Raw genomic sequence first — 13,301 nt, forward strand, 5'->3', positions numbered from 1 at the left:
TGCTCATTTCGGGAAGTGTAGGCTGCATCCATGAACGCTAAGCATGCAAACGGCGTCGCCTATTGCGATGGCAAGTTCGTCCCTGCCGGCGAAGCCAAGATATCCGTTCTGGATTGGGGTTTCTCCCGTTCCGATGTCACCTACGACGTCGTGCATGTGCGGGACGGGAGTTTCTTTCGTTTGGACGATCACCTTGCGCGGTTCGAGCGATCGATGCTTGGCGTCAGGTTGGCTCCACCTCATTCGATGGCGGAGATTGCTTCGATAGCAGAGCGATGCGTTGCCCTTTCTGGGCTGCGGGATGCCTATGTGGCTATGGTCTGCACCCGAGGTCGCCCTCGCGTTTTCGGTTCCAGGCGGCCGCAGGACTGCGACAACAAGCTTATCGTCTACGCCATTCCATGGATCGACGTCATCCCGCTCGATGTGCAGGCCCGCGGAGCCCATCTCCATATCGCTTCGGTGCCCCGAATCCCCCCGGCCTCCATTGACCCGACCGTCAAGAACTACCATTGGGGCGATCTGACCCGCGGCCTCTTCGAGGCCCATGATGCCGGAGCCGACACCGCCGTCCTGCTGGATTGCGACGGTTATGTCACCGAGGGGCCGGGGTTCAACGTCTTCATCGTGCGCCACGGCGAAGTGCTCACCCCCGATCGCGGCGTGCTCGAGGGCATCACGCGCCGCTCTGTGCTCGAACTTTGCGAAATGCTCGCCATTCCGGCACGGATTGCGCCGTTGCGGAAGCAGGATTTGCTGTCGGCGGACGAGATGTTCTGCACAACGACGGCGGGCGGCGTCATGCCCGTATCGCGCATCGACGATCACGTCATGAGCGGCGGCAAACCAGGAAAATTAAGCGTGCGGCTCAAGTCATTCTATTGGGAACAGCACAAGGCAGGTTGGTACCAGACACCAGTTAACTACTCCGCATAGAAAACTCAACGAAGGGGAATGAAAATGAAAAGACGTGAATTTCTGTCTCTGACCACCACCATGGCAGCTGGCGCATTGGCATCGTCCGCGTTCAAGCCAGCCAAAGCGGCCGGCAAGGAACTACGCATCCTGACCTGGGAGGGATATGCCGACGACCAGTGGGTTAAAGCCTTCGAACAAAAGACCGGATCGACCGTAAGCATCAGCTACACCGGCAGCGTCGATGAGATCTTCGCCAAGATGACAGCGTCGGGTGGCGCTGATTTCGACGTCATCGCCATCGAGACGTCATCCTACAAGCGGCTGACGCAGGAGAAGCTTCTTCAGCCTGTCGATCTCGCCAAAGTCCCGCAGTCGAGCAATCTTTTGCCGGCTTTCCGTTCCGTGTCGGCGATTATTTTCGATGGCAAGCCGTACGCGGTTCCCTTCGCCTGGGGTTCCATTCCGCTGATCTACAGCACCGACACGTTCAAAACCGCTCCTGACAGCTGGAGCATTCTTTGGGACCCGAAATACAAGGGGCGCATCATCGTGATGGATGATGCCAACAACGCGATCGTCACCACGGCGCTCTTGCTCGGCTTCAAGGATCCTTTCAACCTCTCGGCCGACCAGTTCTTGCAGGTCAAGGCCAAGCTTCTGGAGCAAAAGGCCAATGTCGCGAGCTATTATGCTGGCTTCGACGACGGCGTCAGTATTTTCGCTCAAGGAGGCATCGATCTCATGATGTCGATGGGTGAGCCTCAGGCGCCGATGTTGCGCAGCCGTGGCGCCAATGTCGGGCTTACAATTCCGAAGGAAGGCGCGATCGGCTGGATCGATTGCTGGGCGATCAGCGCCAAGGCCCGCGACACCGAGCTCGCTCACGCATGGGTCGACGCCATGCTTGAAAAGGCGGTTGGAACCTACATCAGCGAAAAGACCGGTTACGGTAACACCACCAATGGTGACGCCAATGAAAAGATCGGCTTGACCTATTCCGACAGGCTTGTCTTCCTCCAGGCGCCGGAAGATTTCGGCCGTCGCATCGAGTTGTGGAACGAGATCAAGGCAACTCCGGTTCAACAATGACTGCTGCACTCTCCGAAGAAGAGGTCGTCAGACCGAACGTCATCCAGCTGGTTGGCGTAACCAAGTCCTATAGGAACCTCAACGTTCTGAAACCGGTCGATCTCGACATCAAGGACGGTGAGTTCCTCACCATCCTTGGACCATCAGGATCGGGAAAGACGACAATCTTGCGGATGATCGGCGGCTTCACGCCGCCGACATCCGGCCGCATCTTGCTGCGCGGCGCCGATATCTCCCAGGTGCCGATCTTCAGGCGACCATTCAATACGGTGTTCCAGGACTACGCGCTTTTCCCTCATATGACGGTGGCAAAGAACGTGGCTTACGGGTTGCGGATCAGGCGCAGACCGGCTGAGGAGATCAAGACAAAGGTCGCTGCCGTCCTTGAAACCGTCAACCTGACTGACAAGGCCGAACGCTATCCCAGCGAATTGAGTGGTGGCCAGCGCCAGCGCGTGGCGCTGGCGAGAGCCATCGTGTGCGAGCCGCAGGTCATCCTCCTGGACGAGCCGCTGGCAGCGCTGGACGCCGAGTTGCGGCGTTCGATGCAGGAATTTCTGAAAGACCTGCAGCGGCGCATACGCACGACATTCGTGTTCATCACACATGATCAGGAAGAGGCGATCTCTATGTCGGATCGCATCGCCGTCATGGACCACGGCAATCTGATTCAGGTCGGCACGCCTCAAGAAATCTACTACAAGCCGCGAACCGAGTTCGTGGCGAAGTTCTTTGGCGAGAACAACCTGTTGCCGGCGCAGCCCGACAACAATGCCGCCAACATCCTGGAAAGTCCGCTTGGCAAACATTCTCTGCCCGCATCGGCCAAGGGTGGCGGCAGCTTTCTGCTGGCGATAAGACCGGAGAGCTTTTCCATCCATGACGGCAGCGAGTTGCGTCAGGGCCAATCAGTTTGCGTGGGGCGTCTGGAAAACGTCACGTTTCTCGGCGCCACAACCCAGTTGTCGCTAAACGTGGGCAAGGCGCAACAGACGATCAAGGTCAGGGTGCCGACGGGTCAATCCGGCAATAACCTAGCCTTTGGCGATGACGTGCCGCTGCGTTGGTCCGAGGCCGACGTCAACGTGCTGCCGCGAGGATGACATGATGACCGTCGTTTCCGCTGAGCTCGCTGACACCAGTGTTGGACCGCCTCGCTGGCTTGCCTCGCCAGGCAAGATCGTTGTGAGGCTACTCGTCTATGGCGTGCCCACGGTGATGATCCTGGCACCGCTGATGTCGTTCCTGGCCTACAGCTTTCTCGAACAGAAGGACAATATCGTTACCGGCCATCTGACCCTGGCAAACTACGCGGCGTTCTTCCAAAGCGGCAGCTACCTCTACGTGTTCTTCGGAACCGTAAAACTTGCCTTCGTCGTGGCGACGGTGGCGTTGTTCCTGGGCTACATCATCTCCTACCTGATCTGGCGGCTGGAGGGCTCGACGCGCTATCTGCTGCTCCTGCTTAGTGCGCTGCCGCTGGTCATGAACTATGTGGTCAAGATCTATGCGATGCGAAGCATTCTCGGCTTCAACGGTTTCCTGAATTCCTTCCTGATGGCGTCGGGCATCATCAATGCGCCGAGCAAACTGTTCATCTTCAACCAGACCGCTGTCATGCTGGCGATGGCTGTGATCTACCTGCCATTTGGAATCCTTCCGATCTTTCTGGCGCTGGAGCGCATACCGCAATCTCTGCTGAGTGCCGCGGCCGATCTCGGCGCCAAGCCGGGGCAGATATTCCTGACTGTCATCCTGCCGCTCAGCCTGCCGGGCTCGATTGCCGGCGCGCTGTTTGTCATGGTCATCGCACTCGGCGACTATCTAACGCCCCAGATGGTGGGAGGAAGCGAGGGCTTCACCTTCGGCCGCGCCATATGGAGCCAGTTCGGCATGGCATTCAACTGGCCTTTCGGGGCAGCACTCGCCGTGGTGTTGCTCGTCACCGTCATAGCGCTGATAGGCCTGGCCTCCCTCATCGCGCGAAAAGCGAGGTTGGGATGACCAGGTTGGAACGCCTCACCATCGCACTTCTGTGGGTTGTCGGCGGCTTTACATTCATGGTGCTCTACGCGCCAGCGCTGATCGTAATCCTGTTTTCATTTTTCGCCATGAAGAACCATCAGATCGACTGGTCGAACTTCAGCCTGGAATGGTACGGGCGGCTGGCGGACAATTCGCAGCTTTTGGCAGCCCTTTACAATTCGATCGTCGTCGGGATCTGCGCTGTGGTCAGCGCGACGATCATATCATTGGCGCTGGCCTACTACATGAAAACCGGTGTGCGGCGTGGCCGCGCCTACGTCGAGTTCATCATCTTTCTGCCATTCGTGCTGCCGGCTATCATCACGGGAATCTCGCTGCTGGTCGCATTCCGAGAAATCGGGCTGGAGCGAAGCCTGATCACGGTCACGATCGGCCACATCGTGCTGATCCTGGCGGTGGTCTATCGTATGGTCACAATCAGGCTCGACACACTTGAGAATTCGCAGATAGAGGCATCTCTCGATCTCGGCGCAAACGGTCTCGAAACCTTCCTCTATGTTGTTCTCCCGCAGTTGCGATCGGCACTGTTGACCAGCTCGCTGCTTGCTTTTGCGCTGTCGTTCGACGAAACATTGGTCACGTTCTTTCTCGTCGGCGGAGAGACGACGCTGCCCATGCGGCTCTGGGCAATGATGCGAACCGGCTTTACCCCTGAGATAAATGCGCTCGTTTCTGTCGTGCTGTGCGTAACGTTGTTGTTCGCGGCGTTGGGTGCAATGTCGCTCCGCGAAAGTATTGAACGCAAGCCATAGCGTGGCGAAGATTGTGGTCTAGGCAATTGGAAACGACGGCAAGATATGAACAAAAAAACCAAAGACCTTGGAAAATTGCTGAAGGAACGGCGCGCCTATCATGGATGGACGCTTGCCGAAGTCAGCTCCATGACCGGCATTGCCACTTCGACATTGTCGAAGATCGAGAACGGTCACATCTCACCGAATTTCGACACCATATTGAAGCTGTCGCACGGCCTTGGTGTCGAGATCGGCGATCTGCTGAATTCGCCGCCCAGCGAGCCCACGCCACCGCTTGTGGTTGCACGGCGCAGCATCAGCCGCAATTTCGAAGGCCAGAGGCTCGATCGCCAGCATTACAGCTACAGCTATCTGTCCGCCGACGTGGCGCACAAGCGCATCATTCCGATCTATATCGAGGTGCAGGCGATGACCCCCGAGGAGATGGGGCCACTGACCGCTCATGTGGGCGAGGAATTCATGCTCGTCCTGAGTGGCAAGGTGCGTCTGTACAGCGAGTATTATGAGCCGATGGATCTGGAGCAGGGAGACAGCGTCTATCTCGATAGCACCATGAAACACGGGTACATGTCGCTGCACGAGCCAACCAGTTCCATTCTCGTTTGCTGCTCGAGCGCCACGCCGAATCTGGCGCAGACGTTGCGGGAGATCATCAAGGACCAGATCATCCAGGAATCCCACTCCGGCCCGAAGGCCGACTGAGCGGCGATGCCTGTGTCCCGGCGCTAATCGATCAGATAGGACATATGCGAGACAACGCTGATTTTGCGAAACGCCCGCAAGCGCTCAACGGCCTTGTCGCTCGACCGCTGCAGATGTTCGCCCAGCGCGCTCTGCGCCGCAGCGGCGTTGCCGGCATCGATGGCGTCCATGATTTCCAGATGCTCGTCCATGAAGGCGTCGATCGGCAATCTGCCCCGCACCGCCCTCTGGATGTGCTTGCCCGCGACGAGGATGCCGCGCGTGCGGACGAGGGTTTCCAGTATGTCGGAATTGGAACTGTACTGCAGCAGATTCACATGCAGGTCCTCCTCGAGCCGATCCAGTTCGGCCGGTTCCACCAGCGGAAATTTTGCCGAGGCCTGCGTCAGGCGCCCGCGCATTTCGGAAAGTGTGTCGGAAGGAATGCGGGCCATCGCGGTGCGCAAAGCAGCCGGCTCAAGCAACAGCCGTATTTCATACAAATCCTGGAATCGGCGCTCGTCGAGCGGATTTATCCACCACCGGGATTTCTCGTCACTTATCACGATGCCGTTCTTCGCCGCATGGTTCAGAATGTCTCCGGCAACGGTCCTGCCCACCTTGTAGTGGCGCGCCAGAGCCAGCTCGTTGATGCGGCAGCTTCCAAACACCGCGCGCAGGACGACCGTTTCCTCGAAGTCGTAATAGTAGGATTGCCAGGCGAAGGCCTTGGCGTTCTTCGGCGCTTCAAGCTCGAGCATCTCGCCCGTTATCTTCAGCCGCAGCGGCGGCCCGCCGTTTCCAGCCAGCACGCCGCGGCCCTCGAACCGCCGCACCAGCCCTTCTGCCTCCAGCGTGGCAAGCGCCTGCTTGACCGGCGACCGGCTGGAGCCAAAGAGGGCGGCAATCGGTCCCTCGAGCAAGACAGTGCCTTCTGGAACGGATCCGCCGAGGACAGCCCTTCTGAGGGTGTCGGCGATGGATTCATAAGCGAGCGGGCGATGCCCCATGCGACCACTTCCGAGACGTCAGGTTACCGCCCCTATTTGCCAAGGGACGAATTCGGAGTCACCATAATTGTAACCTTCGCTCAGCGTGCGTTCGCCCGAAGCGATGGCGACAATCTTTTCGAAAATGCGCTCGCCTGCCTTGGCGATGCTGTCGCTTCCATCGATGATGCCGCCGCAATTGATGTCCATGTCCTCGCTCATATGCTCGAACATCGCGTTGTTCGTGGCAACCTTGATGCAGGGCGCCGGCTTGAACCCGGACACGGAGCCGCGACCCGTCGTGAACACGATCAGGTTGCACCCGCCCGCGACCTGTCCGGTGACGGCGACCGGGTCGTAGCCGGGCGTGTCCATGAAGACGAAACCGGGTTCCCGGATAGGTTCGGCGTATTCATAGACTTCTCGCAACGGCATCGATCCGCCCTTGGCGACCGCCCCCAGGGATTTCTCGAGGATCGTGGTCAGGCCGCCCTCCTTGTTGCCGTGCGAGGGATTGTTGTTGAGCTCAGCGCCGTTCTTTGCGGTGTAGTCGCGCCACCAGTCAATTCGCGCCATCAGCTTGCGGGCGATCTCCGGTGTCGCCGCGCGGCGCGTCAGCAGATGTTCGGCGCCGTAGATTTCGGGCGTTTCACTGAGCACAGCGGTGCCGCCATGCCTGACCAGAAGATCGGCGGCATAACCGAGCGCCGGGTTGGCGGTGATGCCGGAATAGCCGTCGGATCCGCCGCACTGAAGCGCCAGCTTGATGCCGGAAAGCGAAACGGTCGTCCGTTGCTCGTCGTTGATGGCTGGCAGCATCTCGCGAATGATGCCAATCGCTTCTTCGATCGTTTTGCGGGTGCCGCCAAGCTGCTGGATCGTCATGGTCCGCAGCATTGGGCCTTCCTTCAGGTCGAAGGCCTCGACGAGATGGCTAATCTGGTTCGTCTCGCAGCCGAGTCCGATCATCAGGATGGCGGCGAAATTCGGGTTCCTCGCGTAGCCACTCAGCGTTCGGCGCAGATACTGATATCCCTCGGTGTTCGTGGGGATCGCACATCCCGTACCGTGAGTGAGCGCTACGACGCCGTCGACATTGGTGAATTCACCAAAGCCGTTTGTCTTGAAATGCTCGGCGACCGCGCGAGCCACGGTCGCCGAGCAGTTCACCGAGGTGATGATGCCGATATAGTTCCTGGTGCCGACCAGCCCGGACGTGCGCTGATATCCCTGGAAGGTCCTGCGCTGGTCTTCGGGCAGCAAAGGCGTCTGCCCGCCATCGACGGCGAATTCATGCGAAACCGTGCTGTCGAGCATTGCGAGATTGTGCAGATGGACGTGGCTGCCGGGTCGGATATCGGTGCTCGCCCGGCCGATGACCTGTCCATATTTGGTCACCGGGTCGCCTTCGCGGATCGCGCGCAGGGCAAGCTTGTGGCCGCTAGGGATTGTTGCCTCCGCGACAATCCCGCCGAGGTCTTCGGCCGCTTCTATCCGCCTCGTGGCGACAGCGACATTGTCGGCGTCATGCAGTCGGATGATGGCCGGAGCGGACTGAGAAATTGGCACCTTCATCTCCATTAATGAGTATTGCGTGCAAAAATCATTTATGTTAAACAGGCTGAAAGTCAAGAGAAGACTTTGATTCAGAAAGGCCCTTGGGGGAGTTTTCGAAAATGGCTAAGGATCAACCGTATTCGGGCCTGTTTCCAGTCGCGCCGACGCCCTTCACGGAAACCGGAGAGATCGATGTTGCCGGTCAGCGCCGCGTTCTGGATTGCATGATCGATCAGAAGGTCGACGGCATATGCATCCTGGCCAATTATTCAGAGCAGTTCCTGCTGTCCGATGACGAGCGGAAACAACTCACGGAACTATGCCTGGAGCATGTGGCGGGCCGCGTGCCCGTTATGGTCACATGCAGCCATTTCAGCACCGGGATCGCCAGCGAGCGCGCACGCCATGCGGCGGATTGCGGCGCCAGCCTGATCATGTTGATGCCACCCTATCATGGCGCCGGTATCAAGCTCGATGAAGCTTCGATCCTGGAGCATTTCGCTGGGGTCGCGGACGCGGCACGTTTGCCGATCATGATCCAGGATGCGCCGTTGAGCGGCGTTTCCCTCTCAGTCGAATTCCTCGTCAGTCTGGCGCGCTCCCTGCCTCTGGTACGCTATTTCAAGATCGAGGTGCCGGGCACGGCCGGCAAGCTACGTGACCTGATCGAGAGGGGTGGCGACGCGATCGAGGGACCCTTCGATGGCGAGGAAGCGATCACCTTGATGGCCGATCTCGACGCCGGTGCCACCGGCGTCATGTCGAGCGCCTTGCTTCCGGACCTCATCGGCCCGGTCATCCAGCATCATCGCGACGGCAACAGGCAGGAGGCGATGAAGGCTTACGAGCGTATCCTGCCGCTGATCAACTATGAAAACCGACAATGCGGCTTGCGGGCGGCAAAGACCGTCATGGCTGAAGGCAAGGTCATCAAATCCGATCATGTCAGGCATCCACTGAAACCCCTGCATCCGGCGACGCGCGATGGCCTGCTCGAACTCGCGCGCAGCGTCGATCCCATAGCTCTGAACTGGGGCAGGTGACGTTTGCCAGTGCCGTGCACACCGATGACGTCGTCACGGACGGCGCCAGAAACGGCGCGCCGCTCGCAGCACGGACCTGCATCCAGAAACTGTGCGAACTGCGGAAGGGACTTGCCTTAGATGCTGTCGGGTCTTAAGCGCCAAAATATCGAGATCACCGGGAAGACGCGTCTTCTTGGGATCCTCGCGCATCCAACCGAACACGTAAAAGCGCCGCCTGAGATCAACCGCATTGCGAGGCTGAGGGGCGCGGATGCGGTCATGGTGCCGCTGAATGTAGCGCCGGCCGATCTGGAGGCCCTTGTTGGTGGACTGCGCGGGGTCAAGAGTTTCGACGGAGCGATCGTCACGGTGCCGCACAAGCAAGCGATCATCCGGCTTTGCGATGAGGTCAGCCCGCGGGCTCGCGCCGTTGGTGCCGCAAACGTCCTGCGCCGCGATACTGATGGGCGGATCATCGGCGATCAGCTCGACGGCATCGGTTTTGTGGAAGGGCTGCGGCACGCCGGCGTCGAATTGGAGGGCAAGTCTGCCTACCTCGTCGGCGCAGGAGGGGCGGCGAATGCGATAGCCTTTGCACTGGTCGAAGCAGGCGTGCGGTGTCTTACCCTTGCCAACCGCACACAGGCCAAGATCGGGGCCCTGCGCGAAAAGCTGATCGTTGCGCACGGTAGCATCGACGTGCGACTGGGGTCCGCAAACCCGGTCGGCCACGATCTCGTCGTGAATGGCACGACGCTGGGCATGAATGGATCCGACCCGCTTCCGCTCGACACCGCCATGCTGTCGCCAGGCATGGTGGTGGCCGAAGTCATCATGGAGCCCGAGATAACGCCGCTTCTCGAGGCTGCTCGCGGCATCGGCTGCAGGATCCATCTCGGCCGGCACATGCTTGAGCATCAGCTTCAACTCATGGCCAACTTCCTCGGCCTCTAGGCATTTCATCAGCCCCCAGTGGACCGGCAAACAAATGTTCCAGACCCCGAAAAGAGATGTCGTAATGCAAGATCTGGCTATCAATGGCGGCCCTCGCGCCATCGAAGGAACCCTTCCGAGCTTTCGCGATGCATCCGGGCGCACGCTCGGCGACGAAGAGATGAAAGAGTTGTCAGACGTGCTCAAGTCGGGCAGCCTTTCCTTTCTCGTGGGTCCGAAAACCGGCGAGTTCGAAAGGCAATTTGCGGCGAGATATGGTGTCAGCCATGCGGTTGCCGTCAGCAGCGGGACGGCGGCACTTCATACTGCCGTCATCTATCTCAATCCCGAACCTGGTGACGAGATCATCCTCTCGCCGGTAACGGATGTCGGCACCGTTATTCCCATCATTTCCCAACTCGCCATCCCGGTTTTTGCCGATGTCGATCCCCATACCCACAACATCGACCCGACGTCCATCGAGCGGAACATCAGCACGCGTACCCGGGCGATCATCGTCACGCACGTCTACGGTCATCCGGCGGACATGGATGCGATCATGGCGATCGCGAAGAAACACAACCTCTTCGTCATCGAGGACTGCGCACAAGCTCATCTCGCCTTGTACAAGGGAAAGCTGTGCGGCACCTTGGGTAATCTCGGCTGTTTCAGTTTCCAGCAGTCGAAACACATGACCACTGGCGACGGTGGCATGGTGATTAGCAATGAGGACGAGCGTTTCGGGCGCGGGCTCAGACATTGCAGCGACAAGGGATGGCCGCGCGAAAGGGGAGGCCGCGACCATCTGTTTCTCGCGCCGAACTACCACATGACGGAGTTGCAAGCTGCGGTGGGCCTGGCGCAGCTGAAAAAGCTGGACCAGTTTGTCAAGGCGCGGGTTAGCGCCGCCGACAGGCTGACCGCGCTGCTTTCCGGTACCGATGTCATTCCGGTCCTACCGTTGCCAGGGACAACCGGCGTCTATTTCTTCTACTCATTTCGCCTGGATCCCCACAGATTGTCGCGGCCGATCCCGGAAGTCATGAAAGCCCTGACGGCTGAGGGCATCGACGGTTTCATCGGCTATCCCGGTCAGATCCCCCTCTATCGATATCCCTTGATCAGGGAACACAAAACGTTCGGCAGTTCGGGCCTACCGTTCACCCTCGATGGCGTTCGCAAGGATGACTTTGACACCGAACTTTGTCCGGTGGCCGAGCGTGCCTGCCGAGAAACCATCTGCATGTGGTGGACGGACAGAATGGAGGACCATCATCTCGGGCAGATCGCCGATGCGATCCGCAAGGTGATCACGACTTATCGAAACTGAGATATGTCTGACCGGGCGCCGATGTGACGTCTCACTCTCGGACGAATCTGCTCGGGCCCGCGAGGAATTTGTACTTTTGCGACAAACCTCTGTGCATGACAGAGCCGCGCGTTCAGGACTGCAACGCAGCCCAGGTCGGAGGTAGTGTGGGACACCATGGCGGCTTTCGATCATTCAGCCTTGGTCGCGTACATCTGATCGGCGTTGCGGAAGTCCGCCATGGGAGAGTACCAACACTTAAAGGAACCGCTCGAGGGAATCGCGCTGACGTTCGTGTTCGCGGCTGCGACAAGCATGCCATCGCGTAGATGGCGGCGCGCAAGCTCCTGCTCACCGAAGGACCGGCGAAATTGCGAGAAGCACCATTCCATAGCTGAGGCAGCTACCCCAAAGCCGAATGTACAGAATCGCTACTCCGTCATGTTCTGCGCGGTTGCATCAGCAGTGAAGCGCTTTAGGACAAAGCCGTCCCGCGCTGCTTCCGTAGGTGTCGGGCGCCGGCTGGCGGAAGCCAAGAGGCGGCGCGCGGCCATGTGGTCTGCCGGCCGGTTAATCGATTCCACCGAGGTGAGCACGCCCTTTCGAAAGCACAGAACCGAGAGGCCGTTGGCTTCCCGCAGTTCGACGAATTCGTCGCATCCTGCAGCGAGCCCAGCAATCTGAAGCTTCAGGTTACCCTGATCCGACCAGAACCAAGGAACGGCGCTGTATTGCGCGTGTTCGCCTTTTGCCAGCCGCGCGGCGAGAAGCCGCGCCTGGTCAGTCGCATTCTGAACCGACTCCAGCCGACACCGCGTACCCGCAAGATCAAACAGGAAGTTGCAGCAATCCCCGATCGCGAAGATATTCGGATCGCTCGTGGTCAGTTGCCCGTCCACGATGATGCCGTTATCCACTTCTAGCCCGCAATCGCGCGCGAGCACGTCGTTGGGAATAACGCCGATGCCTGTGACGACGCAGTCCGCAGGCAGGAGCTGGCCGGATGATGTTTCGACACCCGTAACCGTTCCGCCCAATCCGGTGATACGGCCGACACCTTCTCCGAAAAGAAGTCTAGTGCCTTGCTGTGAGTGATACGCTTCGAAATAAGCGGACACTGCGGGACTGACCGCTCGGACCATGGCACGGGAAGCGGCGTCAACAACAGTGACGTCCAGCCCCAAGTGTCTTGCGACCGACGCGAATTCGAGCCCGACAAAGCCCGCGCCGATGATGACTGTCTGTCGGCAGCCGTTCCGGAGCGCGCTCTTCAACCTGTCCGCGTCGCCCAGTGTCGCGAGGCCATGGACCCGTTCGAGATCCGCGCCCTCCACTCGCAATTCCCGGCGGCAAGCCCCCATGGCGAGCACGAGCCGGTCGTACTCCACCGCGTCGCCGCGATCGAGGAGGACGCGCCGGCTTTTGCGATCAATGGCGGTGGCGGTGGCGGCAATGCGCTGGATACGGTTCTCGACGAAGAAGTCTTCCGGGCGGAAGATGAGTTCGGAGAGCGGAAGCTTGTCCAACAAATAGGCCTTCGACAGCGGCGGGCGCTGGTAGGGAAGGCCAGGCTCGTCACCTACGAGGACGATCGCTCCTCCGTACCCGGCCAGTCGCAGGGAAAGCACAAGCTGGAATCCGGCCTGGCCGGCTCCAACGATGACGATGCGTTCGTTCATACCTGACGCGCCGGGAGACGGACCCGCAGCCCGTCGAGGTCGCCCGTCAGCTTGACCTGGCAGCCAAGCCGGCTTTCCGAGGTCCGTCCTTCGGCGGTGCCTTCCAGAAGTTCGTCTTCCTCTTCCGAGAGTGATTTGAGGCGCTCGTCGGAGATGTATACGTGGCAGGTTGCGCACATCGCGTTCCCTCCGCACTCCCCAACGATGCCGTCAATGCCGTTGCTCGTAGCAACCGCCATGATGCTCATCCCCTCCCGCACGCTGATGCTGCGCTCGCTTCCGTCAGGCGACACAAATATTATCCGCATTGGATGCTCCGG

Annotated in this window: 13 protein-coding genes; 9 read left to right on the forward strand and 4 right to left on the reverse strand. The window is 59.5% G+C overall.

Going from position 1 to position 13,301, the window contains the following annotated elements; genetic code table 11:
* Positions 1 to 30: 30 nt before the first annotated feature.
* The 6 genes from QQK95_RS21515 to QQK95_RS21540 are packed head-to-tail and all read left to right on the forward strand — an operon-like array spanning position 31 to position 5,510.
* Complete coding sequence (locus QQK95_RS21515; RefSeq protein WP_284276463.1) at positions 31 to 936, forward strand: aminotransferase class IV; 906 nt, start codon at positions 31 to 33, stop codon at positions 934 to 936.
* Positions 937 to 960: 24 nt separating this feature from the next.
* On the forward strand, positions 961 to 2,007 hold the full coding sequence (locus QQK95_RS21520; protein WP_284276465.1) for an ABC transporter substrate-binding protein: 1,047 nt from the start codon (positions 961 to 963) through the stop codon (positions 2,005 to 2,007).
* Positions 2,004 to 3,110 carry an ABC transporter ATP-binding protein gene (locus QQK95_RS21525; protein ID WP_284276467.1) on the forward strand — a complete coding sequence of 369 codons (1,107 nt, stop codon included), beginning with the start codon at positions 2,004 to 2,006 and terminating at the stop codon, positions 3,108 to 3,110. Before QQK95_RS21520 ends, QQK95_RS21525 begins: the two co-directional genes overlap by 4 nt.
* Before the next feature lie 4 nt (positions 3,111 to 3,114).
* The gene (locus QQK95_RS21530) at positions 3,115 to 4,011 is read left to right on the forward strand and encodes an ABC transporter permease (RefSeq protein ID WP_284276468.1); all 897 of its coding nucleotides are present in this window, start codon (positions 3,115 to 3,117) and stop codon (positions 4,009 to 4,011) included.
* A 5-nt stretch (positions 4,012 to 4,016) separates the two neighbouring features.
* Entirely contained in the window at positions 4,017 to 4,805 is a 789-nt protein-coding gene (locus QQK95_RS21535) for an ABC transporter permease (RefSeq protein ID WP_284276470.1), read from the forward strand.
* A 45-nt stretch (positions 4,806 to 4,850) separates the two neighbouring features.
* On the forward strand, positions 4,851 to 5,510 hold the full coding sequence (locus QQK95_RS21540; protein WP_284276471.1) for a helix-turn-helix domain-containing protein: 660 nt from the start codon (positions 4,851 to 4,853) through the stop codon (positions 5,508 to 5,510).
* 23 nt (positions 5,511 to 5,533) lie between these two features.
* On the opposite strand, the gene QQK95_RS21545 is transcribed toward QQK95_RS21540, so the two are convergent.
* Together QQK95_RS21545 and QQK95_RS21550 are read right to left on the reverse strand one after the other, a co-directional pair.
* Complete coding sequence (locus tag QQK95_RS21545) at positions 5,534 to 6,499, reverse strand: GntR family transcriptional regulator (protein WP_284276473.1); 966 nt, start codon at positions 6,497 to 6,499, stop codon at positions 5,534 to 5,536.
* A gap of 18 nt (positions 6,500 to 6,517) precedes the next feature.
* Entirely contained in the window at positions 6,518 to 8,041 is a 1,524-nt protein-coding gene (locus tag QQK95_RS21550) for a UxaA family hydrolase (RefSeq protein ID WP_284276528.1), read from the reverse strand.
* 113 nt (positions 8,042 to 8,154) lie between these two features.
* Between QQK95_RS21550 and QQK95_RS21555 the strand changes: the two genes are divergently transcribed.
* From QQK95_RS21555 to QQK95_RS21565, 3 genes are all read left to right on the forward strand, one after another.
* Complete coding sequence (locus tag QQK95_RS21555; RefSeq protein WP_284276475.1) at positions 8,155 to 9,078, forward strand: dihydrodipicolinate synthase family protein; 924 nt, start codon at positions 8,155 to 8,157, stop codon at positions 9,076 to 9,078.
* 120 nt (positions 9,079 to 9,198) lie between these two features.
* Positions 9,199 to 10,014 (forward strand): shikimate dehydrogenase family protein, encoded by an 816-nt coding sequence (locus QQK95_RS21560; RefSeq protein WP_284276477.1) that lies wholly within the window; start codon positions 9,199 to 9,201, stop codon positions 10,012 to 10,014.
* Positions 10,015 to 10,078: 64 nt separating this feature from the next.
* Entirely contained in the window at positions 10,079 to 11,323 is a 1,245-nt protein-coding gene (locus QQK95_RS21565; protein WP_284276479.1) for a DegT/DnrJ/EryC1/StrS family aminotransferase, read from the forward strand.
* Positions 11,324 to 11,733: 410 nt separating this feature from the next.
* On the opposite strand, the gene QQK95_RS21570 is transcribed toward QQK95_RS21565, so the two are convergent.
* Positions 11,734 to 12,981, reverse strand: coding sequence for an NAD(P)/FAD-dependent oxidoreductase (locus QQK95_RS21570; RefSeq protein WP_284276480.1), 1,248 nt, complete (start codon positions 12,979 to 12,981; stop codon positions 11,734 to 11,736).
* Positions 12,978 to 13,289, reverse strand: coding sequence for a 2Fe-2S iron-sulfur cluster-binding protein (locus tag QQK95_RS21575; protein WP_284276481.1), 312 nt, complete (start codon positions 13,287 to 13,289; stop codon positions 12,978 to 12,980). Before QQK95_RS21575 ends, QQK95_RS21570 begins: the two co-directional genes overlap by 4 nt.
* Positions 13,290 to 13,301 lie beyond the last annotated feature (12 nt).

The sequence above is a fragment of the Mesorhizobium huakuii genome, from assembly GCF_030160235.1.
Classification (GTDB): Bacteria; Pseudomonadota; Alphaproteobacteria; order Rhizobiales; family Rhizobiaceae; genus Mesorhizobium; species Mesorhizobium huakuii.